Here is a 25,294-nt window from a genome sequence, read left to right on the forward strand (position 1 = left end):
GGGACGGCGGACGGGGCCGGCGCCGACGTCGGGGTGGGAGTGGGTGCGAGCGCCGAGGCCGGAGCGGGCCCGGGGGGTGAGACCGAAGCGAGGGCGAGAGCACGCGGCGAAACATGGATCGGGGAAGGCGCGGGCGCCGAGGCCGGGGCGATCCCTGGGACGGGCACCGGGGCCAAGGCGAGGGCAGGCGCCGGCGCCGGCGCCGAGGAGGGGGCCGGGACAGGGGTCGGGGTGAGCGTTGGGGCCGGGGCGAGCCGTGGGACAGAGGTCTCGGCCGGAGCGGGCACGGGTCCCTCGGCCGGGGCCGGGGCGGAAGCGCACGCCGAGGCCAGGGCTGGGGCAGGCGTGGGCGCCGAGGCCGGGCTGAGGGCCGAGATGGGGGCAGGGGTGGGTGTCGGGGCCAGGGTTTGAGACGGCGTTGGGGCCGGAGCCGGCGTGGAAGCGCGAGGCGCGCTCGGCGTGGGTGCGGGTGCGGGTGCGGGTGCGAGCTCCGGGGCCTGGGCGGGTGTGAGCGCGGGGGCTGCTGCCGAGGCGGACGTGGGCGCCGGGGCCTGGGCGGACGTGGGTACGGGCGCCGAGACCGGGGCGGGTGCGGGTGCCGACTTCCGGGCCGGGGCCGGGGCCGGGGTCGACGCCGGAGACGACGGCCGGGTGGCTGCCGAGGAGGGGGTTCGGGCCATGAGGGCCGGTGGGTCGGCCGGGGGTGGGGGGGTGGTGGGGGGCATGGTCAGTTGCCGCCCAGGAGGGCGCCGAAGTCCACGTCCGCGCCGAAGACGAAGCCCGTGACCAGGAGGATCATCGTGCCGGGCAGCATGAAGAGGGTGACCGCGAAGGTGGCCTTCGGGACGGCGCGGGCGGCGCGGCGGCGGGCGTTCTGCGCGTCGGTGCGGCGCATGTCCTCGGCGATCGCGATGAGGGTGTCGACGATCGGCGAGCCGAGTTCCTCGCCCTGTTGGAGCGCGGCGACGAACTGGGCGACCTGTTCGCTGTCGTTGCGCCGGCGCAGTTCGTCGAATGCCTGGCGGCGGGTGACGCCCATGTCCATTTGTTGGAGGGTCACGCGGATCTCGTCGGACCAGGGCCCCGGGTACTTGGCGGCGACGCGTTCGAGGGCGGGCCGGAAGGAGAGGCCGGCGCTGACGACGACGGCGAGCACGTCGAGGAAGTCGGGCAGGATGCGTTCGATGTGGTCGCGGCGGACGCGGATCGCCGACCACAGGCCGACCTCGATCCAGAACAGTCCGAAGGCCACCATCACCAGGGCGAGGACGAGTTGGCCGTTCAGGAGCATCGCGAACGCGCCGAGGGCGCCGAGGATGCCGTAGACGGCGCGCCGGGCGGCGTAGCGGTCGATGGTGAGGCCGGCGGGGTTGCCGGCCGAGTCGATCTGGCGGCGTTTGCGCGAGACGCGGGTCGGGCCCATCCAGCGCAGGACGAGGGGGGCCCAGCGCATCCCGAGACGGTCGACGGCGGAGCCGACGGCGGTGGTGCGGGTGGCACCGATCTCCAGGGCGAGGGCGAGGTCGTCGGGGAGTTTGGTGTCGGCGCGGTAGGTCCGCAGGCCCAGGAACGCGCCGCAGACGCCGGCCCCGAACAGGAGGGCGAGGATCAGCGGCAGGTAGGGGTGGAGGGTGCTCGCCAGGTCCGCGGCGAGCAGTTCCCCGGCGGCCCGAGTCGATGCGGATGCCGGTACGGGCGCGGGCACGGGTACCGGTACGGGTGCGGCCAGGGGGGTGGGTGTCGTCGTCACGGGTGCCGGGTCTCCCTCACACGTCGATCTTCGAGAGGCGGCGGATCAGCAGGAACCCGAGGGTGAACAGTCCGATCGCGATGAGCACGGCGGCCTGCCCGTAGAAGGCCCCCGTCATGCGGTCGAGCGCGCCGGGCATCATCGCGTCCACGAGGAGCAGGGAGCCGAGGCCGATCACGGGCACCAGGTAGGCGGTGACGGTGACCTGGGAGAGCTGGGTGCGGACCTCCCGCCGGGTCTCCTTGCGCTGTTCGAGGGTGACGGTGAGGTTGCGCAGGCTGCCGACGATCGCGCCGCCGGCCCGCGCGGACAGCACGAGGGTGGAGACGAGCACGGCGAGTTCCCGGGAGGGGAGCCGGTCGGCGAGTTCGCCGAGGGCCTCGTCCATGGAGTGGCCGAGGGCGAGGCGGTCGGCGACCCGGGAGAGTTCCTCGCCGGCGGGGGCCTCCAGCTCTTCGGCGGCCATGGAGATCGCCGTGCGCAGGGCGAGGCCCGCCTGGGTGGCGTTGGCGAGGATGCGGGTGAGTTCGGGCAGTTGGTTGATGAAGCGTTCGGTGCGGCGGGCGCGCTGCCAGCCGAGGAAGGCGTGGCCGGTCCACAGGCCGATGAGTCCGGCGACGGGGCCGAAGAACGGGGCGAGCAGGGCGGCGGCCAGGGCCCAGACGGCGGCGACGGCGGCGAGGGCGTAGGCGGCGAACTCGCCGGGGGTGAGGTCGACGCCGCCGGCCGCGAGCCGGTGTTCGAGGCGGCGGCCGTAGTCGGTGCGGCGCAGTCTGCGGTCGAGGCCGACGAAGCGGCGCCGGCGGCCGGAGCCGGAGGTCGGTTCGGCGCTGAGGCGGGCCACGAGTTCGGCCTGTTGGGCGCGGCCGTCGGCCCAGACCCGCAGGCCGACGACGACGAGCACGCAGGCGAGGGCGCTCGCGCCGAGGGTGATGAGGACGAGGTTGTTCACGGCGCGGTCCGGGGGGTCGGCGGATGCTGCGGGGTACGGGTTCCGGTGGGGTCGGCGGCGGTACCGGCGTCACCGGCCGTGGGCTGCGCGGGCACGGCGGGGTGCTGCGCGCCGCCGTACGCCCCGCCGTACCCGGCCGGGGGCGTGGTGTACGGGCCCGGCGGGGGCGGGGCGTACGGCGCGTGCGGCACGTACGGGGCGTCGTGGCCCGGTGGGAGGGGCACGGGGCCGGTGGGCCGGGCGCCGAACGGCCCGGTGAGGGGGGCCGTGAGCGGGTCGGCCTCGACCCCGGGTCCGTAACCCGTCCCGTGGGCGGCGGGCGGGGGCTGGGTGGGCATCGCGACGCCGAATGCCTGGGGGACGGGCTGGTTGTGCATGTGCAGGCGTTCGGCGACGGCGCGGGGCAGCGGGTGGTGGGTGAAGTGTCCGTGGACGAGTCCGTCGGCGCTCATCGGCCGGGCCACGAACCGGGCGACGGGCACGATCCGGAACGGTTCGCGGCCGTGCGATTCGAGGATGGCGACCTCGGTGATGCGGCGTGCGCCGTCGCCGAAACGGGTGAGCTGCACGATGACGTTGACCGCGCTGTTGATCTGGTCCTGGAGCGCCTCGAACGGCACCTCGACCTCGGACATGGAGGCGAGGGTCTGGAGGCGCATGAGGGCGTCCTCGGCGTTGTTGGCGTGGACGGTGGCGAGGGAACCGTCGTGGCCGGTGGACATGGCCTGGAGCATGTCGAGGGTCTCGCCGCCGCGGACCTCGCCGACGATGATGCGGTCGGGACGCATGCGGAGGGAGTTGCGGACGAGGTCGCGGATGGTGATGCGGCCGTTGCCCTCGACGTTGGGCGGACGGGACTCCAGCCGGATCACGTGGTGTTGCTGGAGTTGCAGTTCGGCCGAGTCCTCGATGGTGATGATGCGTTCGCCCTCGGGGATGAGGCCGGAGAGGGCGTTGAGGAGGGTGGTCTTGCCGGTGCCGGTGGCGCCGGAGACGATCACGTTGAACTTGGCCTGCACGAGCCCGGCGAGCAGGAGCAGCATCTGCTCGTCGAGGGAGCCGAGGCCGATCATCTCGTGCAGGGTGAAGGCGCGGGGGAAGCGCCGGATGGTGAGGGTGGCGCCGGTCAGGGCGAGCGGCGGGATGATCACGTTGACGCGTTCGCCGCTGGGCAGGCGGGCGTCGACCATGGGGTTGGCCTCGTCCACGCGCCGGTTGACGGTGGAGACGATGCGCTCGATGGTCTGCATGAGCTGCTCGTGCGAGGCGAAGCGCAGGGGGAGGCGTTCGACGCGGCCGCCGCGCTCCACGAAGATCTGGTCGGGCCCGTTGACCATGATCTCGGAGATGGAGGCGTCCTCCAGCAGGGGTTCGAGGACGCCGAGGCCGAGGGCCTCGTCCACGACGCGCCGGATGAGCTGGGTGCGCTCGGCGGTGGACAGGACGGGACCCTCGCGGCTGATGATGTGCCCGAGGACCCGTTCGAGACGGGCGCGCCGCTCGGCGGGGGCGAGGGCGGACATCTCGGCGAGGTCGATCTCCTCCAGCAGCTTGGCGCGGTAGCCGGAGACGAGCCGACCGTCCTCGCGGGGGCTGTGTCGGTCGTCGGGGGTGTTGACCCGGGAACGCAGGCTCATGGTCGGTCGGGTCACCTTTCCCCGTCGGCGGGCATGCTGGCGGTACGGCGGGCTTCGAGCCCGTCGAGACCCGGGATGACACTCTTGATGCGGATCGTCGCGGTCGCGGTGACGACGTCTCCGCCGCCCACGACGATCCGGGCATCGAGGTTCGAGCGGATCGCCGCTTGGCCGGCCGGCTCACCCCTGCCCTGTCCCGGGTACTGCGCCTCCACGCGGGCCGCCGTGCGGGCGGCGGTGTCGGCCTGTTCGTAGACGTAGGCCACCCAGCCGAGTTGGATCGCGGCGAGGGCCACGAGCAACAGGATCGGCGTCCAGACGATGAACTCGATCGCGACCTGACCCCGGTCACGACGGGCGCGTATGCCGGTCACGGGGCCTCCCCCTCCCAGGCCGCGCCGCCGGTGCCCCGGATTTCAAGAATGTTGAAACCGGGCACGAGCAGGGGCACTTTCAGGGTGACGGTCGACTTCACGATGTCCCCTTCGCGGGGGCAGGCGGCGGTCACCGGCCACGACACGTTGCGCCGCGCCGCCGCCTCGCAGTCCCCCTCCACCGCCGCCGCGCGGGCCGCGCGGTCGGCGGCGTTGCCGGCCAAAGAGAAGCCGTAGCCGATGAGGACGGCCTGCCAGACGGCCAGGATCAGCAGCATGATCAGCGGCATCATGCCCGCGAACTCCAGCGCGACCTGGCCCGTGTCGCGCCGCGCGCCGAAGCGCCGGGCCGCGCCGGCGCGTCCGGCCACGGCGGCCCGTCGGGCCGTGTCGGCCACGCGGGTCACGCGGCCCGCACCGCCCGCGCGGGCCGCGTCGGCACGCCCGCCCGCGCCGCCCGTTCGGGTTTGTCTCGGGGCGGGGGTCATGGCCGGGCCTCCCCACCTCGTCGTCGCCAGGGCGCCGCCGCGCCGCGGTCGCCGCCGGAGCGCATGCGGGCGAGGCGGCCGGGTGGGCGGACGGCGACGGTGCCGCCCGGCCCGGGTCCCGTCGTGCCGCCGCCGGCGAGGGCGGCGGGTTCGCCGGGGCGGGGGGCGGGGGCGGGTTTGGCGAGGAGGCCGAGTTCGCCGGCGAGGGTCCACAGGGCCTGGCGGACGGTGGACTTGGCGTCTAGGTCCTGGAGTCGGCCGGCGTCGACGACGCCTTGGAGTTCCTTGAACGCGGCGGGCACGGGGGTGCGGGTGGGGCGGGTCTTGGTGATGCGTTCCATGAGCGCGGGCTGGATCTCGGAGGCCCGGGCGAGGCGGTTGACGACGAGGGTGGTCTCGGTGGCCTTGCGGACCTGGAGGCGTTCCCAGAGTCGGACGAGGCGTTTGGCGGCGCGGACGCACACCACGTCGGGGGTGGCGACGAGGACGGCGGTGTCGGCGAGTTCGACGGCCGCGGCGTTCGCCGAGGTGAGGTGGGTGCCGCAGTCGACGACGACGACCTCGTAGCGGCTGCGGAGGGCGCCGAGGACCTGGCGGGCGGTGCGTTCGTCGACTTCCTCGCCGCGTTCGCCGTCGGCGGGGGCGGGGAGGAGGGCGAGGCCGCTGTCGTGGTCGAAGACGGCGTCGGCGAGGACGCGGGGGGTGATGTCGGTGATGCCGACGAGGTCGACGACGGAGCGGCGGAACTGCACGTCGAGGTAGTTGCCCACGTCCCCGGCCTGGAGGTCGAGGTCGAGGAGGACGGTGCGGCGGCCGGCGGCCGCGGCGGCGAGGGCGAGGTGGACGGCGGTGAGGGTGGTGCCGACGCCGCCCTTGGCGCCGGCGACGGTGACGATGGTGCCGCCGGGGCCGTGGAGGAGTTCGGCGGGCCCGGCCCCGAGGTGGCGGCGGACGCCGACGGCCCAGCCGGCGGCGGCCTGTACGCGGGCGGAGACCTCGTCGTAGGAGAGCGGCAGGGGGATGACGCCGCGGGCGCCGGAGTCCATGGCGGCGGCGAACGCGGCCGGGCCGGAGTCGGCGCTGACGAGGACGACGCCGACGGCGGGGAAGCGGAGGGCGACCTCGCGGATCAGGTCGAGGGCGGGGACGGGGCCGATGCGTTCGTGGACGAGGACGACCTCGGGGAGTTCGTCGAGGGCTTCGGCGGCCTGTCGGGCGAGGGTGTCGAGGAGGGCGGTGGAGTCGGTGACGGGCGGCGCGGGTTCGGCGTCGGGGAGTTGGCCGAGGAGGGCTCCGACGGCGCGGGCGGCGTCCGGGTCTCCGACGGCGGGAAGGATTCGGGTGATCATCCGGGCCTCACTTGTCGCCGTCGAGGGTGTACGTGCGGTCGCTCGGGGAGACGGTGGAGTCGGTGCCGGGGGCCACGAGCGCGAGGCGGACGTGTTCGGCGAAGGACTCGGAGTAGGCGACGCGCTGGGCGTCCTTGACGGTGAGGGCGAAGGTGATCGGGACGGCCTCGGTGGGGCCGATCCGGTCGCTCTTCTTCTCGATGGGGGTGAGCTTGCCGACGTTGACGACGCGGGCGTTGGCGACGATGACCACGGAGGTGTCGGGGGCCTTGTCCTTGCCCTTGAAGGTGGCGAGCACGTTGACCTTCGCCCCGGGGGTGATCTTGCCGGCGACGCCGGTGGCCGCGTCGATCATGATCGCGACCTCCTGTTCCCCGGCGCGGAGTTGGGGTTTGTCCACGAACATGTCGCGTTGGAGGAGGGAGCCGGCGCGCAGGGTGGTGACGGCGATGCTGTCGCCGAGCACGTCGAGGTCGGTGACGGCGGTGCCGGGCAGCCAGCGCTTGGGCATCTTCACCCGTTCGAACTGGCCCGGGGTGAGGGCGGTGTACGGCGGGATGTCCTTCTTCACCTCGTAGGCGACGACCTCGGGGCCCACCTTGGAGTTGACGTTGCCGATCAGCAGCAGCACGCCGGCGAAGGCGCCGAGGGCGCACAGGACCGACAGGACCAGCAGGATGACGCCGCGGCGCTGGCGTGAGTTCATGAGCCGTACTACCTCGTCGTTCGTCGGTCGGCGGAGCGGCGGTCAGGGTCTGGGGGTCCGGGGGTCGGGCACGTCCGGGGCCGGGGCCGGCGGCGCGGCGGGCACGGTGACCCGGGGGTCCGGTGCGGCGGGCGCGGAGGGGCCGACGGGCGGGTAGCGGCCCTCGGGGCGGTCGGCGGCGCCCGTCGGGCCGGGGCCGCGGCCGCCGTGCGTGCCGTACCCGCCGCCCTGGCCCTCGCGCTCGGGCGGGCCGGCGGCGCAGAACCCGCAGCGGTCGCCGATGAGTTCCAGTCCGCACCAGTGGCAGCGGTCGCGGCGGACCGAGGCGACGAGTTGGTAGAGGACGGGCAGGTCGGGGATGGCGGCGGCGAACTCGACGAGTTTGCCCGTGCCCCACCAGCGGGCCGAGTCGGCGGGCAGCGGGTTCTCCATGACCCCGCGCACGTCCCAGGCGGGGGCGAGGTCGGCGGCCACCCAGTCGCCGGCGAGGTTGCCGCGGGCGAAGGTGAGGTGGGTGGGGAACTCTGGTCCGGGCGGCAGGGTGTTGGGGGGCGAGGCCGTTCCGCGCGCGCCGCGTCCGCCCTGCGCGTGCCGCCGCGTGCCCTTTCGGCCGGGGCCGCCGGCCGGGGCCTTGGCGGGGGCCTGGCCGGGGAGCAGGCGGGCGAGGTGGGGGACGGGGTGGGCGAGGACGACGAAGCGGGCGTTCGGGGACCAGGAGCGGGCGTGGGTGCGCAGGCTCACGGGGACCCGGTCGAGCCGGGCGACGGAGCCGAGGAGGGCGCCGGCGTGGATGTAGTGGGTGAGGAGGCGCGCGGCGGAGGCGAGGACGCCGGGGCTGAGGTCGCTGACGGTGAGCTGTCTCAACTGGCGGGCCAGGAGGGCCGTGCCGAGCGGCGGGAGGTCGGTGGGGACCAGCGCGATCCGGTCGGATTCGAGGATGGCGCGTACGGCGTGCAGTCGGCGGGTGGTTTCGGCCGGCAGCCAGGTGGGGGCGAGGACGACGAGGTGGCCGTGGGCGTCGAGGTGCGCGGCGGTCTCGGTGAGGGCGCGGTCCAGGTCCCAGGTGCCGGGGGGTTCGAGGACGAGTCCGGCGGGGGTGTGCCGGTCGGGCGCGGGCAGCAGCAGATCGGCGCTGGTGACAGCGATGGCGGTCGGCATCCGCATCCCCCCGTTCCCCGGTGCGCCGGGGCCGCCGTTTCTCCCCCGGCTCCCCGCGCGCGGTTCTGCGCGACCGCAAACGGTCGACGCGTGTCCCTCCTGCCTCAGCACCATATCCACGGAAGGTGACGCGGGGCAGGGCCTTGCCGAATCCCGTGCGGTCGGGCTCGGGCACGGGTTCGGCGAAACCCGGACATCGGGGATTCACGTGGCGTCGGTTTCCGGCCAAGCGCCGCACACCCTTGACAGATGGATTGGTCTGGACCAACTTGGGTCCAGGCTCGCTCCCCGCCCCGCCGCCGACCCCGGCCCCCACCCGGGACGGCTTCGCCACGCCCTGCTCAACGCCTGTTCTGCAACCTCCCACGTCACAGCAGTCACACGCGTCACTCCTGTCATTGGATTCACAGATTCCCCTTCGCGTATTCCCTCTCCCCCCACGGAGCCCCTCGTGAATCGCTTGAGATCCCTCGCCCTCCTCGGCGTCGGCACCCTGACCGCCTCCGGTCTGACCCTGCTGGCCGGCGGCACCGCCCAGGCCGCCGACATCAACGTCGTCCGCAACGGCGGCTTCGAATCGGGCCTGTCCAACTGGAGTTGTTCCGCCGGCAGCGGCGCGAACGTCTCCTCCCCCGTGTACGCGGGGTCCGGCGCCCTCAAGGCCACCCCCGCCGGTTCCGACAACGCCCGCTGTTCCCAGGTCGTCACGGTCAAGCCGAACTCGACGTACACGATCAGCGCCCAGGTCCAGGGCAGCTACGTGTACCTCGGGGCCACCGGCACCGGCACCCAGGACGTCTCCACCTGGACCCCCGGCAGCGGGGCCGGCTGGCAGAAGCTGTCCACCACCTTCACCACCGGCGCGAACACCACCCAGGTGACCGTCTACACCAACGGCTGGTACGGCCAGCCCGCCTACCTCGTGGACGAGTTCAGCGTGTTCGGCCCCGACGGGGGCGGCGGCACCGACCCCGGTCCCTCGATCCCGGGCGCCCCGGCGGGCCTCGCGGTTTCCGGCCAGGATTCCACCGGGCTCACCCTTTCGTGGAACGCGGTCAACGGCGCGACCACCTACCACGTCTACCAGGACGGGGTCCGGGTGCAGAGCGTGAGCGGCACCCAGACCCGGATCGGCTCGCTCTCCCCCAAGACCTCGTACTCCTTCCAGGTCAGCGCCGCCAACCAGGCCGGCGAGGGTCCCAAGAGCGCCCCGTTCACCGGCACCACCACCGACGGCGGCACCAACCCGAACCCCAACCCGAACGTGCCCAAGCACGCGGTGACGGGCTACTGGCAGAACTTCAACAACGGCGCCACCGTCCAGAAGCTCTCCGACGTGCCCTCCCAGTACGACATCATCGCCGTCTCCTTCGCCGACGCCACGAGCACGCCCGGCGCCATCACCTTCAACCTCGACTCGGCCGGGCTGAACGGGTACACCGTGCCCCAGTTCAAGGCCGACATCGCCGCGAAGAAGGCCGCCGGCAAGTCCGTGATCCTCTCGATCGGCGGCGAGAAGGGCACCATCTCCGTAAACGACTCGACCTCCGCGAACAACCTCGCGAACTCGGCCTGGTCGCTGATGCAGGAGTACGGGTTCAACGGCATCGACATCGACCTGGAGAACGGGCTCAACCCGACCTACATGACCCAGGCCATGCGGGCGCTGTCGGCGAAGGCCGGTCCGTCCATGGTGCTGACGATGGCCCCGCAGACCATCGACATGCAGTCGACGAGCGGCGGGTACTTCAAGACGGCGCTGAATCTGAAGGACATCCTCACCGTCGTCAACATGCAGTACTACAACAGCGGCTCCATGCTCGGCTGCGACGGCAAGGTCTACTCGCAGGGCTCGGTGGACTTCCTGACCGCCCTGGCCTGCATCCAGCTGGAGGGCGGGCTCGACCCGAGCCAGGTGGGCATCGGCGTGCCGGCCTCCACCAGCGGCGCGGGCAGCGGCTACGTGTCGCCGGCCATCGTGAACAACGCGCTGGACTGCCTGACCCGGGGCACCTCCTGCGGGTCCTTCAAGCCCTCGAAGACCTACCCCTCGCTGCGCGGCGCGATGACCTGGTCCACGAACTGGGACGCGAAGTCCGGCAACGCGTGGTCGAACGCGGTGGGTCCGTACGTGCACAACCTGCCGTAGCCGGGAGGGTGTGGGGGTGGCCGGATCGCGGTCTTGACCGGGACATGCCACACAAGCAGGCTGTGCCCCGTCGCACGACCACCCCCACTCCCACCCAGGAGATCGCATGCGGCTCCCCACCCGTCGAAGGGCGGCCCTCACGGCCGCCCTTCTCGCGTTGGCCCTCGGCGCACCCGCCTACGGCATGACCGCCACGGCCTCGCCCACCCCCGCTCCGCCCACCGTCGCGCAGGACGAGAGCATCACCCAGTACCGGATCCACGGCCCCTCCACCCCGGCCGAACGCACCGCGCTGCTGCGCACCGGGGTCTCCGTGGACGAGGTCTCCGACCACGAGGTCGTCGTCAGCGCCGACCCCGCCCAGGCCCGCGCCCTGCGCGGCCTCGGGCACAAGCTCACCCCCCTGCCCGGCCCCCCGAACCGCTCCCTGCCCGGGGTCGCCGCCGGCCCCGCCGACTTCCCCTCCGCCGACGCCAAGTACCACAACTACGCGGAGATGAGCGCCGAGATCGACCAGCGGATCGCCGCGTACCCCGGCATCATGAGCAAGAAGGTGATCGGGAAGTCCGTCCAGGGCCGCGACATCGTCGCCGTCAAGATCAGCGACAACGTGGGCACCGACGAGGCCGAACCCGAGGTCCTCTTCACCCACCACCAGCACGCCCGCGAGCACCTCACCGTCGAGATGGCCCTGTACCTGATGAAGGAACTCGGCTCCAAGTACGGCACCGACAGTCGCGTCACCAACGTGGTGAACAACCGCGAGATCTGGATCGTGCCGGACCTCAACCCCGACGGCGGCGAGTACGACATCGCCACCGGCTCCTACCGCTCCTGGCGCAAGAACCGCCAGCCCAACACCGGCTCCTCCTACGTCGGCACCGACCTGAACCGGAACTGGGACTACAAATGGGGCTGCTGCGGCGGCTCCAGCTCCTCCAAGAGCTCCGACACCTACCGCGGCGCCGCCCCCGAGTCCGCCCCCGAGGTCAAGGTGGTCGCCGACTTCGTGCGCGGCCGGGTCGTCGGCGGCAAGCAGCAGATCAAGGCCGCCATCGACTTCCACACCTACAGCGAACTCGTGCTCTGGCCCTACGGCTGGACCTACGACGACACCGCGCCCGGCCTGACCGCCGACGACGCCGCCGCGTTCAAGGCCGTCGGCACCTCCATGGCCCGCAGCAACGGCTACACCCCCGAGCAGTCCAGCGACCTGTACATCACCGACGGCAGCATCGACGACTGGCTGTGGGGCACGCAGAAGATCTTCGGCTACACCTTCGAGATGTACCCGACCGGCTCCGGGGGCGGCGGCTTCTACCCGCCCGACGAGGTCATCGACCGCGAGACCACCCGCAACCGGGACGCCGTCCTCCAGCTCCTGGAGAACGCCGACTGCATGTACCGCTCCATCGGCAAGGCCCAGCAGTACTGCGCCTGACCCGCGGCGACCACCGGAGCACGGACGGCCGGGTCGCGCCGGCGGGGCACACCCCGTCGACGCGGCCCGGCCGCACCCGGTCCCGCGCTCAGTCCTGCGGGGTCAGCTCCGCCATCGGGTTCCAGTCCGCCTGCTCCGGCAGGTCCGCGTACACGATCTGCGGGGTCTCGGCGATCGCCGGGGCCATCGCCGCCAGCCCCGCCGCGAAGTGCGGGGCCTTGACGTGCACGGCCCCCGCCTCGGAGTCCCGGAAGCCCTCCACGAGGGTGAACCGGTTCGGGTGCTCCAGGTCCCGGGACCAGTCGAAGAACAGGTTGCCCGGCTCCGCGCGGGTGGCGGCGGTGAACTCGGCGACCCGCTCGGGCCAGCCGTCCACGTGCTCGGGCTTCACGACGAAACGAACGCTGATGAAGATCATGCCGCCAGCCTGCCGGCCCGGACCCCGCCGTCGCCAACCCGCGCGGGCCCGGGCCCGCGCGGAGCCGGCTCAGCCCAGCACGGCCAGCGCGTCGATCTCCACGAGCAGCCCGGCCGGCAGCCCCACGTACACGGTGGTGCGCGCCGCCGGGGCCTCCTTGATGCCCTGCTCCTCGAAGTACGCGTTGTAGATCTCGTTCATCTCGGCGAAGTGCGCGGTGTCGGTGAGGTACACGCGGATCATGATCGCGTCCTCCCAGCCCGAGCCCCCGGCCTCCAGCACGCTGCGCACGTTCTCCAGGGTCCGCACGGTCTGCTCTCGCAGCCCCGGGCCCACCACGGTCGGGGCCTGGCCCTCGACGGCCGGGCCGAAGCCGACCTGCCCGGCCACCTGGAGCAGGTTGCCCTTGCGGACCCCGTGCGAGAACCGGGCCGGCGGGGCGGTGTGGGTGGGCGGGGTGACGGCGACCTTCTCGGTGCTCACGGGGTGTCCTCCAAGGATTCGGGATGGTCGACCGGCGCGGTCCCGGAGTGGTCCCGGCCGATCAGGTCCGCGGTGCGGCGCACCGACGGAAGCAGGTCCAGGAGCCGGTCGCCGGGCACCAGCGCGGCCGGCGCCGAGACGGACACGGCGGCCAGCACCCGCCCGTCCCCGCCGCGCACGGGCGCGCCCACGCAGTGCACGGCCTCCTCGTGCCCACCGAGGTCGCAGGCCCAGCCGCGGTCGCGGACCTCGGCCAGTTCGCGCAGCCAGGACTCGGCGTCGGGGGTGGAGCGGGCGGTGTAGGCGGGGTACTCCAGGCGGTGGGCGAGGGCCACGCGTTCGGCCTCGGGCAGGTCGGCGAAGAGGACCTTGGCGACGGCGGCCACGGTCACGGGCACCGGCCGGCCGATCCGCGACCACATGCGCACGGGGCTGCGGGCCTCGACCTTGTCCACGTACACGACCTCGTCGTCCTGGCGCAGCGCGAGGTGCACGGTGTGGCCGGTCTCGGCGCCGAGGGCCAGGAGGTGCGGGCGGGCGATCTCGCGGACGTCGAGGTTCTCCAGGGCGGCCGCCGCGAGGGTGAACAGGCGGGCCCCGAGGCGGTAGCGGCCGTCGGGCAGGCGGTGGGCGTAGCCGTGTTCGGCGAGGGTGCGCAGCAGCCGCAGGGCGGTGCTCTTGTGCACGTCGAGGGCGTCGGCGACGGCGCCGAGGCCGGCGGGGCCCTCGGCGAGCACGGGCAGCACGGCCAGGGCCCGCTCCACGCTCTGGCTCATCGGCTCCCCTGTCCCGTGCGTCGGCGCCGGGCCGTCGTTGACCGGGCGTCACCGGGGATGTTAGACAGCACGGAGCACTGCCCGCAACGCCCGTTGCGTGGAGTGCAACAAGTTTGCCATGTGCGCGCCACACCGTCGCCGCACTCGCCGACCCGGCCCCGGGAGGACCCCCTTGTCCAGCGACGCCGCAGACCGCCTCGACCAGGCAGCGCTCGACCGGACCGTGCTCGACCACCGCTTCAAGGGCTTCCCGCCGGACGCGGCGGAGGCCGGGCTGACGGTGGGCGGGCTGGTGGCGGAGCGCCGGTCGCTGTTCGAGGGCGGGTTCACCACCCCGGTGCTCACCCTGGACGCGGCGGCGCTGGAGCACAACATCTCGGTGCTCGGCGCGTACACGGAGCGGCACGGGCTGGCCTTCGCGCCGCACGGCAAGACGTGCATGGCCCCGCAGTTGTTCGCGCGGCAGCTCGCGGCCGGGGCCTGGGGGATCACGGCGGCGGTGCCGCACCAGGCGCGGGTGTACCGGGCCTTCGGCATCGACCGGATCTTCCTGGCGAACGAGCTGGTGGACGCGGCGGCGCTGCGGTGGGTGGCGCGGGAGCTGGCGGCCGATCCGGCCTTCGAGTTCGTCTGTTACGTGGACTCGGTGCGCGGGGTGGAGCTGATGGACCGCGCGCTGGCGGGCTCGGCCGGGGCCGCGGGGGCCCGTCGGGTGGACGTGGTGGTGGAGCTCGGCGGCGGGGTCGGGGGGCGGACCGGGGCGCGCACGGAGGAGGAGTGCCGGGCGGTCGCGGACGCGGTGGCGGCCTCGTCCTCGCTGCGGCTGGTGGGCGTGGCGGGGTACGAGGCGGAGGTGCCGGACGCGGACGCGGAGCGGGTCGCGGCGTGGTTGCGGCGGCTGACGGCGTTGGTGGTGGAGTTCGACGGGGCGGGCCGGTTCGGGCCGGACGTGGCGGAGATCGTGCTGAGCGCGGGCGGTTCGGCGTGGTTCGACGCGGTGGCGGCGGAGTTCGGGGCGCTGCCGAAGCTGTCGCGGCCGGTGTTGCGGCTGTTGCGGTCGGGGGCGTACGTGTCGCACGACCACGGGCACTACCAGCGGATCACGCCGTTCGCGGAGCGGGTGCCGGCGGAGGGCGGGTTGCGGCCGGCGTTCCGCCTGTGGGCGCAGGTGGTCTCGCGGCCGTCCCCGACGCAGGCATTCGTGAACGCGGGCAAGCGGGACGTGGCCTATGACCTGGGGCTGCCGGTGGCGGAGCTGGTGCGGGACCCGTGGGAGGGCACGGAGCGGCCGGCGACGGGGGTGCGGGTGGTGAAGCTGTCGGACCAGCACGCGTGGTTGGAGACGGACACGGCGGACGCCCTGCGGGTGGGCGACTGGGTGGCGCTCGGCATGTCGCACCCGTGCACGATCTTCGAGAAGTGGCCGCTGATCCCGGTGGTGGAGGCGGACGGCACGGTCTCGGACGCGGTGCGGACCTTCTTCTAGGAGCGGCGGGAACGGGCGGGCGGGAGGGTGTGACGTGGATCTGGTGATCCGGGGCGTGCGGGTGGTGGACGGCACGGGCGGTCCCTCGTACCGCGCGGACGTGGCGGTGCACGAGGGGCGGATCGCGGAGATCGGCCGGGTCGCGGGCGGCGGGCGGGAGACGCTGGACGGGGCCGGGCTGGTGTTGGCGCCGGGGTTCGTGGACATGCACGCGCACAGCGATCTGGCCCTGCTGCGGGATCCGGAGCACGTGGCGAAGGTGGCCCAGGGGGTGACCCTGGAGGTGCTGGGGCAGGACGGGCTCAGTTACGCGCCGGCGGACGAGCGGACCCTGGAGGGGGTGCGGGCGGCGATCGCGGGGTGGAACGGTTCGGGCGAGGACATGCCGGGCGGTTTCGACTGGCGGTCGGTGGGCGGGTACCTGGACCGGCTGGACCGGGGGGTGGCGGTGAACGCGGCCTACCTGGTGCCGCAGGGCACGGTGCGGGCCGGGGTGGTGGGCTGGTCGGACCGGCCGGCCACGGCGGCGGAGCTGGACCGGATGCGGGAACTGGTCGCGGAGGGCCTGGCGCAGGGGGCGGTGGGGATGTCCTCGGGGCTGACGTACACGCCGGGAATGTACGCGTCGGACGCGGAGTTGACGGAGTTGTGCCGGGTGGTGGCCTCCTTCGGGGGCTACTACTGCCCGCACCACCGCAGTTACGGGCGGGACGCGTTGGGGGCGTACGCGGAGATGGTGGCGTTGGCGCGGGAGTCGGGGTGCGCCCTGCACCTGGCGCACGCGACGATGAACTTCGGGGAGAACGCGGGCCGGGCCGGGGAGTTGTTGGCCCTGTTGGACGAGGCGGCGGACTCGGGGGTGGACCTGAGCCTGGACAGCTACCCGTACACCCCGGGGTGCACGACGTTGGTGGCCCTGTTGCCGAGTTGGGCGAACGAGGGCGGTCCGGCGGCGACGCTGGGGCGGTTGGCGGATCCGGTGGTGGCGGAGCGGATCCGGGCGGACCTGGAGGAGGTCGGCTCGGACGGCTGCCACGGGGTGCCGGTGGACTGGTCGACGATCGAGATCTCCGGGGTCGGGGACGCGGCGGCGCACGGGCATCTGGTGGGGACGCGGGTGTCGGGCTGGGAGCAGGCGCGGGCGTTGCTGTCGGCGGACCGGCTGCGGCCGTCGATCCTGCAGCACGTGGGGCACGAGGAGAACGTGCGGGCGATCATGCGGCACCGGGCGCACACGGGCGGTTCGGACGGGATCCTGGTGGGCGCGAAACCGCATCCGCGGGCGTACGGCACCTTCCCGCACTACCTGGGGCACTACGTGCGGGAGTTGGGGGTGCTGTCGTTGGAGGAGTGCGTGGCGCACCTGTCGGGGCGGCCGGCGGCGCGGTTGCGGCTGCCGGACCGGGGGCTGGTGCGGGTGGGGTACCGGGCGGACCTGGTGTTGTTCGATCCGGGGACGGTGGCGGCGGGGGCGACGTTCGAGGCGCCGCGGACCCTGCCGACGGGGATCGAGCACGTGCTGGTGGACGGGCGGTTCGCGTGGCGGTCGGGGCGGCGCACGCAGGTGTTGGCGGGGCGTTCGGTGCGGCGCACGCCGACGGCGCGCGGCTGAGCGGGGCGCGGGCGGGCGTGCGCTCGGGGACGGGTCGGGGGCGGGGTCATCCGATGGTCGGACGAGCGGCCCGGGCGGGGCACCTACGATGGCGGCCATGCTCGCCTTCGCCCCTGCCGGGTTCTTCCTTCTGCTGTTCTGCGCGAGTGCGTGGCGCGACCGGCGGCGGTTCCGCAACGCCGTGCTGTTCGGACTGACCCTGATCGCGCTGTCCTTGGGCCTGCTGGCGCAGGCCCGGCACCTGACCCCGCTGTGGGCGGTGGTCGTCGTGGCCGGGGTGTTCCTGGTGCCGATCGTGGGGGCCCTGTACGGGGCGGCGCTGTTGATCGCCAACGGGTTGACGATGATCCGCAAGGAGGGGCGCCGGCCCGCGAACCTGCTGTCGTTGCTGGCGGGGCTCGCGGTGTACGCGCTGGCGGTGATGGTGGTGACGGCGGGCACGTTCCGGGTCTCGCCGGGGTACGCGGCGTTCGTGGCGGCGGCGGTGCTGGTGGCCCTGTACGTGTCGTTCCTGTTCCTGTGCTTCCTGGGCTACGCGTGGCTGTACGGGCGGATCGCGGTGCGCGGGGACGTGGACCACGTGGTGATGCTGGGCTCGGGGCTGCTCGGCGGTGAGCGGGTGCCGCCGCTGCTGGCCTCGCGGCTGCGCAAGGGCCTGGAGATCCACGACGCGCAGGTGGCACGGGGTGGGCCGGCGCCGCTGTTGTTGGTCTCGGGCGGTCAGGGGCCGGACGAGAAGCTGGCCGAGGCGACGGCGATGGCGGCGTGGCTGGTGGAGAACGGGGCGCCGGCGGAGCGGATCGTGGTGGAGGACCGCTCGCGGACCACGGACGAGAACCTGGCGTTCAGTCGGGAGCTCATGGCGGCGGCGCGGCCGGACTACGCGTGCGTGGTGGTGACGAACAACTTCCACGCGTTCCGGGCGGCGATGATCGCGCGGCGGGCCGGGGTGAACGGGCAGGTGCTGGGCTCGCCGACGGCCCGGTACTTCTGGCCGAGCGCGACGATCCGGGAGTTCGTGGCGGTGTTCTGGGAGCACCGGTTCGCGAACCTGGCGATCTGCGCGGCCCTGGCGGGCCTGGGCGTGCTGTCGGTGTACCTGGGCCGCGCGCTGATCTGACGCGCCCGGGCCCGGGTCGGTGGTCGTCCCCCTCGCACGACGACCACCGCCCGGACCCGTCCGCTCGTGTCCCGGTGGCTCAGGCGCGCTGCCAGAGCGCGGGCACGTTGGGGGGTTCCCAGCCGGTCTGGGCCTGGTGGCCCTGGAGGCACACGTAGGTGGAGCCGCCGTAGGTGACCTTGGCGCCGGTGGCGTAGACCGTGCCGGCCTTCCAGGTGCCGCCGGGCTCGGGGTCGCCGGGGCCGGGGCCCGGGCCGGGGTCCTCGCCGCCGCCGACGGTCTTCAGGGTGAGGCCGTAGGTGGAGAGGATCGGGTTGAGGGGCTGGAAGAAGGTGGTGCCGCCGCTGGAGCAGTTCCCGGAACCGCCGGAGGTGACGCCCTGGGCCTGGGTGCCGGAGATGTAGGAGCCGCCGGAGTCCCCGGGTTCGGCGCAGACGGTGGTGCGGGTGACCCCGGAGATGGTGCCCTCGGGGTAGGTGACGCTGGTGTTGTGCTGCTGGATGGTGCCGCAGTGCCAGCCGGTGGTGGAGCCGGAACGGCACACGGAGGCGCCGACGGCCTGCAGCACGGAGCCGGTGACCTGCGTGTTCGCGCCGCCGGAGCCCTTGACGTACGGGGTGGCCGTCCACTGGGAGTTGGCCGCGACCCAGGCCATGTCGTTGCCGGGGAAGATCGATGCCTGGAAGGAGCCCTGGGCGACCTGGTTGAAGCCGGAGGTGCTGGTGCCGGCCCGGCCGCAGTGTCCGGCGGTGGCGAAGCCCTGGGTCGTGCCCTTGGTGATCGGGAAGCCCACGGAGCAGCGCCCGCTGCCGTTCATGTAGTACGCGTCCCCGCCCCTCAGGTCGTACAGGGGGCGCGGGGCCCGCTCGGTGCGCACGACGGTGACCAGGGCGGTGTCGGTGCCGGTGGCCGCGAGGAGTTTCGCGGCGGCGCCGGGGGCGGTCTCCTCGACCACGATCCGGTTGGTGCGCACGTCCACGTAGCGGACCGGGGTGGCGGCGGTCGCGGACCGGTCCAGGGCGTTCTTGGCGGCGTCGAGGCCGGCGAGGGCGTGCGGGACGACGACGGCGCGGGCGCCGGCCGCGCGGATGGCGGCGGCGTCGGCGGCGCGGGTGGTGGCGACGCTGAGGCGGGCGGCGTCGGCGCCGTCGACCCAGGCGCCGGCGAAGCGCGCGCCGAGCCGTTCGCGCAGCCGGGCCGCGTCGGCGCCGGCCTCGGCCTCGTTGACGAGGCGGGCACGGGCCTGGGCGGGGGTGAGGCGGAGGTCGCGGACCATCGCGGCGAGCAGTTCGGCGGGGGCCTCGCCCGTGCGCAGGGTCTGCGCGGCGGAGGCGGGGGCGACGGCGGCCGACGGGGCCGCGGCGCGGGCCGGGGCGGCCTGGACCTGGGCGACGGCCGCGCCGAACAGCAGGCCGGCGGCGGCCAGGGCGGTACACGCCGCGCGGGCGTGTCGCTGGGGCATGGGGGATCTCCTCGGGAACCGGGGCGTGGCGGAGTGGGGGGCGGTGCGGGTCCGTGGGGGGACGGGGTCACCGTAGGGAGGGGCCGGGCGGCTCCGGGAGCTGTCGGCCGGCCCCTCCCCCGGCGTTATGGCCCCCGTCCGGTCCCGAGGTGCGGGTCCGGGCCGGGGGCCGGACGATATGGGGACAGGACCGACGTGACATACGCCCGGGAGCGGGCAGCGGAGGCAGTGGACCGATGAGCAGTGATCCCGAGAAGGACTCCGGGGCGGCCGACGCGCCCCGGAAGCTGTGGACCGGCAGCGAGCGCGCGTACGACCCGGAGGACCTGGTGATGGCGCGCGGTCAGGACCCGACCCCCGAACGCGTCGCGAAGGCCAGGGAATTGATCGAGAAGGAGGGCGCGAGCGTGATCGAGCGCTACCTGCCCTGAACCCTCGCTCCCCCGACGCACCGGCGCCGGCCCGTCGACCGCCCTCGACCGGGCCGGCGCCGGTGTGTCGGGGGCCGGGCGGGGGACGGCGCGGGGGCGGGCGGGGGTGGAATCCGGCAGTGGCTGACAGGTCTGCGAAGCTGGGTCTTTGGCACCCCCGGGAAGGGAACAGACAGCGATGCCCCAGGTCAGGCTGACCACCAACCACGGCGCTCTCGTGCTCGACCTCGACGAGGCGGCGGCGCCGAGGACCGTCGGGAACTTCCTCGGGTACGTGGACGCCGGGCACTACGAGGGCTCGGTCTTCCACCGGGTGATCCCCGGGTTCATGATCCAGGGCGGCGGGTTCACGGCGGATCTGCGGCAGAAGCCGGTGGGGCCGCCGGTGCCGAACGAGGCGGACAACGGGCTGCGCAACCTGCGGTACGCGGTGGCCATGGCCCGTACCAGCGACCCGCATTCGGCGACCGCGCAGTTCTTCGTGAACACCGTCGACAACCCGGCCCTGGACCACAGCGCGCCCACCCCGGCGGGCTGGGGGTACGCGGTGTTCGGATCGGTGGTGGAGGGGCGGGGGACGGTGGACGCGATCGCGGGGGTGGCCACGGGGCGCGCCGGCGGGCACGCGGACGTGCCGAAGGAAGCCGTGGTGATCGAGCGCGCCGAACGCCTCTGACCCAGGCTCGCTCAGGGGTGCGCGACGCCGCCGGCGGGGGTGGGCAGGCGGTGGGCGGCGCGGGTCGCGGGGGGTCCGCCCAGGGCGCGGGCCAGGGCCTCGGCGTGGGCGGCTCGGGTATGGGCCAGGACGGCGGGGGCGCGGTCGACGGTGCGGCCGCGGGGGTGCCAGCCGAGCAGGTGGCGCCAGATCAGCGGGTCGCCGACCAGGGGTCTGGTGACCAGGCCGGGGGTGGGCGGGAAGGTGGCCCGGCACAGTCCGACGGCGCGGCCGACCTGCACGAGGTGCACGCAGGAGGCGGTGTCGGTCTCGTACACGCAGGCCGGGGTGAAGCCGGCGCGGACGCAGGCGGCGGCGAAGCAGTCGCCGAAGCAGCCGTCCCCGGGGACGTCGGTCCATGCCTCGGCGGCGAGTTCGGCGAGTTCGATGACGGTGCGGCCGGCGAGGGGGTGGTCGGCGGCGAGCATGACGTGGACGGGGTCGCGGGCGACCTCGGCCCAGGCCAGCCGGCCGGGTTCGGGCGGTCCGGCCTCGCCGCAGACCCCGACGAGGGCGAAGTCGATGCGTTCGGCCGCGACGGCGGCGGCGATCTCGCGTTCGGACCAGGAGGCGTGGGTGGTGACGGGCGCGCCGGGGTCCTCGGCGGCGAGGCGGTCGAGGAGGATGCCGAGCAGGGGGCCGTGGGTGGCGCCGAGTCGGAATCCGGCGGGGCGGCGGCCCTGGCGGGCGAAGCGGACGGCGTCCTCGCGGAGTTCGTCGACGGCCGGGAGCACCACGCGGGCGCGTTCCAGCACGAGTTCGCCGAGCGGGGTGGGCCGCACCCCGTCCCGGCCGCGTTCGAAGAGGGTGCCGCCCAGGGTCCGTTCGATCCGTTTGAGCTGGGTGGACAGGGCGGGTTGGGCCAGGCCGAGCGCGGTGGCGGCCCGGGTCAGGCTCCCGGCCTCGGCGATGGCCCTGACCGCTTTGAGGTGCCTCAACTCCAGATCCATGACCTGAGCTTGACCCTCCGGGGGGAGCCCGACAAGGACCAGGTCCAGACCACTGTGGTCGTTTTCCGGCCGGCGTCCGTTCGGGCTCCCCACCCCGTTCGTTCAGCGTTCCACGGGGATCCACAGCTCGGTGGACGCGGTCGCGCCCTCGGGCAGCGGTCCGTCCGGGGTCGGTTCGACGCCGGCGGGGAACTCCAGGCGGGTGCGCAGGATCTCCGGGCCGGGCCGGAACCGGTAGGGCTGGGCGGGGAACCACTGGGTGTGGACGTCCCGCCACAGGTTCTGGAGCGAGGCCGGGAAGGGGCCCTCGTCGGTGAAGACGGCCCAGGTGCCGGCCGGCACGTCGAGCACGGTCCAGTCCGCCTCGGGGGCGGGGGTGCCGGCGGGGGCGGCGAACCCGTGGTGGTAGTCGAGTTCGGTGCCCTCGGCCCGTCCGGGGTCCACGTTGACGGTGACGGCGAGGAGGCCCTCGGGCTCGCCGGGGTGGGCCTCGGCCAGTGTTCCGAGCCTGCCCAGGGTCTCGCGGCCCAGGCCCCGCAGGAAGCGGGCGATGTGCGGGTTGACCCCTTCGAAGACGAGGGGGACGCGGGTGGCGGGTCCGATCACGACGAACTCCTCCTTCTCCACGACGCGGTACCTCATGGTGGTGCTCCCTTCGACGACCAGGCGGAAGGAGAGTCGGGGTTGGGCCCGCAGGGGCGCGCCGGTGCGGCGGGCCTCGCCGGGACCGATCCCGTGCACGGCGCGGAAAGCGCGGGCGAATGCCTCGCCCGAGCCCCAGCCGTGCCGGACGGCGATCTCCAGCAGGGTGTCGGTGCCGTGCAGCACGTCCGCCCCCGCCACCGTGAGCCGGCGCCGTCGCACGTACTCCGACAGCGGCATCCCCGCGAGCGCCGAGAACAGCCGGCGCAGGTGGTACTCGGTGGTCAGGGCCTCGCGGGCGAGGGCCGCGGCGTCCACCGGCGCACCGGTCCCCACCGCCTCCTCGATCCGTTCCAGCAACCGGGTCAGTTCCCTGTCGATCCCCGTGGCCACGCCCGGTCCCCTTCCTCGTTGACGTCTCCACCCTGGCGGGCGGCGCCCTTCGCGCACCCGATCTTCCGTGCCCGTTCGGGTCGGGTGCGCGCGGCCGGGTCGGCGCGCCCCGATTCGTCCCGGGACCGCCCGGGACGGCCCCCGGGGTGACGAGCGCAACACCCGGGCCGCGCCGGGGGGCCGTCGTCGGGCATTCCGCAGGCGTCGCGGGGAAGGCACCACGGGTTTCCAAGGGCGTGGGCCCGCCGCACCGGCCGTTTACGCGAAATGGGACATATCGTCGGCGGTTCTTGACCACCGGACCGGCCGAACAGTCGAGCCGGCGGCCCGCTCCGGCCCGTAAGCTCCCGTCATGCAGGTGATCCAGTCAACGAAGCTCTCCAATGTCTGCTACGAGATCCGCGGCCCCGTGCTCGAAGAGGCCATGCGGCTCGAAGCGGCAGGTCATCGCATCCTCAAGTTGAACACCGGGAACCCCGCGGCCTTCGGGTTCGAGTGCCCCCCGGAGATCCTTGAGGACATGCTCCGCAACCTGGGCACGGCCCACGGCTACGGGGACGCGAAGGGGCTGCTGAGCGCACGTCGCGCGGTGATGCAGCACTACCAGACCAAGGGCATCGCACTGGACGTCGAGGACGTGTACCTCGGCAACGGCGTCTCCGAGCTGATCCAGATGTCCATGCAGGCGCTGTTGGACGACGGCGACGAGGTGCTGGTCCCGGCCCCCGACTACCCGCTGTGGACGGCGTCGGTCTCGCTGGCGGGCGGCACGGCCGTGCACTACCGCTGCGACGAGCAGTCCGACTGGATGCCGGACCTCGCCGACATCGAGCGCAAGGTGACGGACCACACCAAGGCGATCGTCATCATCAACCCGAACAACCCCACCGGCGCCGTCTACGACGACGAGATGCTGCGCGGGCTCACCGACATCGCGCGCCGGCACAACCTGGTGGTCTGCTCCGACGAGATCTACGACCGGATCCTCTACGACGGCGCCACCCACACCAACACCGCCGCGATCGCCCCCGACCTGCTCTGCCTGACCTTCAACGGGCTGTCGAAGAACTACCGGGTGGCCGGCTACCGCACCGGGTGGATGGCGGTGTGCGGGCCGAAGAAGCACGCGGCCTCGTACATCGAGGGCCTCACCATCCTGGCGAACATGCGGCTGTGCGCGAACATGCCCGCGCAGCACGCGGTGGCCACCGCGCTCGGCGGCCGGCAGTCCATCGAGGACCTGGTCAAGCCGGGCGGGCGGCTGCTGGAGCAGCGGGACACGGCCTACGAGCTGCTCACGTCCATCCCCGGGGTGAGCTGCGTCAAGCCCAAGGGCGCCCTGTACCTCTTCCCGCGCCTGGACCCGGCCGTGTACAAGATCAAGGACGACCGGCAGATGGTCCTGGACCTGCTGCGGGCCGAGAAGATCATGGTGGTGCACGGCACCGGCTTCAACTGGCACGAGCCCGACCACTTCCGGATCGTCACGCTGCCCAACGCCACCGACCTGGCCGACGCGGTCACCCGCATCGGCAACTTCCTGGACGGCTACGGCCAGCACTGACCCGATCCCGCGAGGCCACCGCGCCCCGGTCGCCCGGCATCCCGCCGGTGGCCGGGGCGTCCTCGTGCCCCCTTCGAACGGTCCCCGAGCCCCGGCGAGCAGGCTCCGCGTCGGAGACCACGCGCCGTGTACCCCGCCAAGTTCAAGATTCAGCTCAACTTTAGAACCGATCCAATGTAGGATGGTCTCCTCACCTGCCAGGAGGCCCCCGATGTACGAGCCGACCCGCACCAAGTCGGTGCACCGCCCCAGCGGCGGGCCCGGCTCCCCCACCCACCGCGCCGACTACCCGCACCGCAGCCGCGGCGAGGAACTCGACGCCCAGCTCGCCACCCACCTCGGCGCGCTCCTCACGGTCACCGACGAACTCGGCCTGACCGAGGCCGCCGACGTGCTCGCCGAACGCATCGACCGCGTCCGCGGCGCCCGCCCCAGCCGGCTGCCGGCCCACCAGGCCCCCACCGGCGAGACCGCCCGCGCCCTGCACCGCCGCGCCCACGACCTCGCGGGCCGCGCCCTCGTCGTGGCCGCCTCCCGCGCCGACACCGCCTCCGCGATCCTCGCGGCCACGCGGATGGACGCGCACGCCGCCGCCCTCGACCTCGCGGGCGCCCACTGACGGCCCCGGTCCGGGGCCGCGGAGGCTCCGGACCGGGTGCCACACACCCCGCGCCCACCGGGCGCGAACCGCTCCCTCAGCGTCCCGGCCCCGCCGCCGCGCCCCCGACCGGGGCCGAGGGACCGGAGCCCGCGCCCTCGCGGAACTCCGCCGCCGCCACCGCGCACCACGGCACCACCTCGCGCGGCCACACCGGCCCCACCGCCTCGCCGTGCTCCTCCCGCCCCGGCTCCACCCCCGGCACCTCCACCAGGGCCCGGCTCTCCGCCCCGTCCTCGCCCCGCCGGAACCGCACCGTCACCACGTAACGCCCGGTGTCCGCGCCCGGGTTGGCCACCGTGACCTCCGCCGTCACCCGCCGGCTCGACGGATCGATTCGGCAGGCCGAGACCGTGACCTCCTCCACCGGCCGGCGCGGCTCGGGCCGGTGGTCGTCCCCGCCCGCCCACAGGTAGAGCGCGAGCGGCGCGAACACCAACAGCCCGGCCACCAGCACCAGTCCGAGGGCCCACCCCGGCCGGTTCACGCCGGAGCCGCCCCCGTCCCCGCCCGAACCCGCGCCCGCTTCGGCGTCAACCTCGTCCATGGGCACCATCCTTCCCTCCCGCACCCCGTCCGG

23 protein-coding genes and 1 pseudogene are annotated in these 25,294 nt (G+C 73.9%); 9 read left to right on the forward strand and 15 right to left on the reverse strand.

Annotated features, from left to right (window positions below; genetic code table 11):
* Positions 1-727: 727 nt before the first annotated feature.
* The 8 genes and pseudogenes from ACN20G_RS08085 to ACN20G_RS08120 all read right to left on the reverse strand — a co-directional run bounded on the left by ACN20G_RS08085 (position 728) and on the right by ACN20G_RS08120 (position 8,414).
* A complete protein-coding gene (locus ACN20G_RS08085) occupies positions 728-1,618 on the reverse strand; it encodes a DUF5936 domain-containing protein (RefSeq protein WP_424215422.1) in 891 nt (296 codons plus the stop codon).
* 148 nt (positions 1,619-1,766) lie between these two features.
* Positions 1,767-2,702, reverse strand: coding sequence for a type II secretion system F family protein (locus tag ACN20G_RS08090; protein ID WP_424212054.1), 936 nt, complete (start codon positions 2,700-2,702; stop codon positions 1,767-1,769).
* A 338-nt stretch (positions 2,703-3,040) separates the two neighbouring features.
* A pseudogene (locus tag ACN20G_RS08095) lies at positions 3,041-4,339 on the reverse strand (CpaF family protein); the annotation flags it as partial.
* A gap of 11 nt (positions 4,340-4,350) precedes the next feature.
* The gene (locus ACN20G_RS08100) at positions 4,351-4,713 is read right to left on the reverse strand and encodes a TadE/TadG family type IV pilus assembly protein (protein ID WP_424212055.1); all 363 of its coding nucleotides are present in this window, start codon (positions 4,711-4,713) and stop codon (positions 4,351-4,353) included.
* A complete protein-coding gene (locus ACN20G_RS08105; protein ID WP_424212056.1) occupies positions 4,710-5,120 on the reverse strand; it encodes a TadE/TadG family type IV pilus assembly protein in 411 nt (136 codons plus the stop codon). The genes ACN20G_RS08100 and ACN20G_RS08105 overlap by 4 nt, the downstream gene beginning before the upstream one ends.
* 77 nt (positions 5,121-5,197) lie before the next feature.
* A complete protein-coding gene (locus ACN20G_RS08110; protein ID WP_424212057.1) occupies positions 5,198-6,550 on the reverse strand; it encodes an AAA family ATPase in 1,353 nt (450 codons plus the stop codon).
* Between the two features lie 7 nt (positions 6,551-6,557).
* The gene (cpaB, locus tag ACN20G_RS08115) at positions 6,558-7,256 is read right to left on the reverse strand and encodes a Flp pilus assembly protein CpaB (protein ID WP_424212058.1); all 699 of its coding nucleotides are present in this window, start codon (positions 7,254-7,256) and stop codon (positions 6,558-6,560) included.
* A 42-nt stretch (positions 7,257-7,298) separates the two neighbouring features.
* Positions 7,299-8,414: a hypothetical protein gene (locus tag ACN20G_RS08120; RefSeq protein WP_424215423.1), complete on the reverse strand. Its 1,116-nt coding sequence runs from the start codon at positions 8,412-8,414 to the stop codon at positions 7,299-7,301.
* A 451-nt stretch (positions 8,415-8,865) separates the two neighbouring features.
* Here ACN20G_RS08120 and ACN20G_RS08125 point away from each other — a divergent pair, with 451 nt between their 5' ends.
* Both ACN20G_RS08125 and ACN20G_RS08130 read left to right on the forward strand, forming a co-directional pair.
* Positions 8,866-10,563, forward strand: coding sequence for a chitinase (locus ACN20G_RS08125; protein WP_424212059.1), 1,698 nt, complete (start codon positions 8,866-8,868; stop codon positions 10,561-10,563).
* Positions 10,564-10,669: 106 nt separating this feature from the next.
* Positions 10,670-12,004, forward strand: coding sequence for a M14 family metallopeptidase (locus tag ACN20G_RS08130; RefSeq protein ID WP_424212060.1), 1,335 nt, complete (start codon positions 10,670-10,672; stop codon positions 12,002-12,004).
* An 88-nt stretch (positions 12,005-12,092) separates the two neighbouring features.
* On the opposite strand, the gene ACN20G_RS08135 is transcribed toward ACN20G_RS08130, so the two are convergent.
* The 3 genes from ACN20G_RS08135 to ACN20G_RS08145 form a co-directional block, all read right to left on the reverse strand.
* Positions 12,093-12,422 (reverse strand): putative quinol monooxygenase, encoded by a 330-nt coding sequence (locus ACN20G_RS08135; protein ID WP_424212061.1) that lies wholly within the window; start codon positions 12,420-12,422, stop codon positions 12,093-12,095.
* A gap of 69 nt (positions 12,423-12,491) precedes the next feature.
* On the reverse strand, positions 12,492-12,905 hold the full coding sequence (locus ACN20G_RS08140; protein ID WP_424212062.1) for a RidA family protein: 414 nt from the start codon (positions 12,903-12,905) through the stop codon (positions 12,492-12,494).
* Entirely contained in the window at positions 12,902-13,681 is a 780-nt protein-coding gene (locus ACN20G_RS08145; RefSeq protein WP_424212063.1) for an IclR family transcriptional regulator, read from the reverse strand. Before ACN20G_RS08145 ends, ACN20G_RS08140 begins: the two co-directional genes overlap by 4 nt.
* Before the next feature lie 118 nt (positions 13,682-13,799).
* Between ACN20G_RS08145 and ACN20G_RS08150 the strand changes: the two genes are divergently transcribed.
* From ACN20G_RS08150 to ACN20G_RS08160, 3 genes are all read left to right on the forward strand, one after another.
* Positions 13,800-15,167 (forward strand): alanine racemase, encoded by a 1,368-nt coding sequence (locus ACN20G_RS08150; protein ID WP_424212064.1) that lies wholly within the window; start codon positions 13,800-13,802, stop codon positions 15,165-15,167.
* A 34-nt stretch (positions 15,168-15,201) separates the two neighbouring features.
* Positions 15,202-16,779 (forward strand): N-acyl-D-amino-acid deacylase family protein, encoded by a 1,578-nt coding sequence (locus tag ACN20G_RS08155; protein WP_424212065.1) that lies wholly within the window; start codon positions 15,202-15,204, stop codon positions 16,777-16,779.
* 97 nt (positions 16,780-16,876) lie between these two features.
* Positions 16,877-17,899 carry a YdcF family protein gene (locus tag ACN20G_RS08160; protein ID WP_424212066.1) on the forward strand — a complete coding sequence of 341 codons (1,023 nt, stop codon included), beginning with the start codon at positions 16,877-16,879 and terminating at the stop codon, positions 17,897-17,899.
* A 79-nt stretch (positions 17,900-17,978) separates the two neighbouring features.
* Here the strand turns inward: ACN20G_RS08160 and ACN20G_RS08165 are convergent, their stop codons facing one another.
* The gene (locus tag ACN20G_RS08165; RefSeq protein WP_424212067.1) at positions 17,979-19,361 is read right to left on the reverse strand and encodes a carbohydrate-binding protein; all 1,383 of its coding nucleotides are present in this window, start codon (positions 19,359-19,361) and stop codon (positions 17,979-17,981) included.
* Between the two features lie 236 nt (positions 19,362-19,597).
* On the opposite strand from ACN20G_RS08165, the gene ACN20G_RS08170 reads away from it, so the two are divergent.
* A complete protein-coding gene (locus ACN20G_RS08170) occupies positions 19,598-19,792 on the forward strand; it encodes a hypothetical protein (protein WP_424212068.1) in 195 nt (64 codons plus the stop codon).
* 178 nt (positions 19,793-19,970) lie between these two features.
* On the forward strand, positions 19,971-20,468 hold the full coding sequence (locus ACN20G_RS08175) for a peptidylprolyl isomerase (RefSeq protein ID WP_424212069.1): 498 nt from the start codon (positions 19,971-19,973) through the stop codon (positions 20,466-20,468).
* Between the two features lie 11 nt (positions 20,469-20,479).
* Here the strand turns inward: ACN20G_RS08175 and ACN20G_RS08180 are convergent, their stop codons facing one another.
* Positions 20,480-21,457 (reverse strand): LysR family transcriptional regulator, encoded by a 978-nt coding sequence (locus ACN20G_RS08180; RefSeq protein WP_424212070.1) that lies wholly within the window; start codon positions 21,455-21,457, stop codon positions 20,480-20,482.
* Positions 21,458-21,559: 102 nt separating this feature from the next.
* On the reverse strand, positions 21,560-22,492 hold the full coding sequence (locus ACN20G_RS08185; RefSeq protein WP_424212071.1) for an AraC family transcriptional regulator: 933 nt from the start codon (positions 22,490-22,492) through the stop codon (positions 21,560-21,562).
* Between the two features lie 352 nt (positions 22,493-22,844).
* Here ACN20G_RS08185 and ACN20G_RS08190 point away from each other — a divergent pair, with 352 nt between their 5' ends.
* Both ACN20G_RS08190 and ACN20G_RS08195 read left to right on the forward strand, forming a co-directional pair.
* Entirely contained in the window at positions 22,845-24,056 is a 1,212-nt protein-coding gene (locus ACN20G_RS08190; RefSeq protein WP_424212072.1) for a pyridoxal phosphate-dependent aminotransferase, read from the forward strand.
* Between the two features lie 211 nt (positions 24,057-24,267).
* Positions 24,268-24,675 (forward strand): hypothetical protein, encoded by a 408-nt coding sequence (locus ACN20G_RS08195; RefSeq protein WP_424212073.1) that lies wholly within the window; start codon positions 24,268-24,270, stop codon positions 24,673-24,675.
* 76 nt (positions 24,676-24,751) lie between these two features.
* Here ACN20G_RS08195 and ACN20G_RS08200 read toward each other — a convergent pair whose 3' ends face one another.
* Positions 24,752-25,261, reverse strand: coding sequence for a hypothetical protein (locus ACN20G_RS08200; protein WP_424212074.1), 510 nt, complete (start codon positions 25,259-25,261; stop codon positions 24,752-24,754).
* Positions 25,262-25,294 lie beyond the last annotated feature (33 nt).

The sequence above is a fragment of the Streptomyces dryopteridis genome, assembly GCF_049606955.1.
GTDB lineage: Bacteria > Actinomycetota > Actinomycetes > Streptomycetales > Streptomycetaceae > Streptomyces.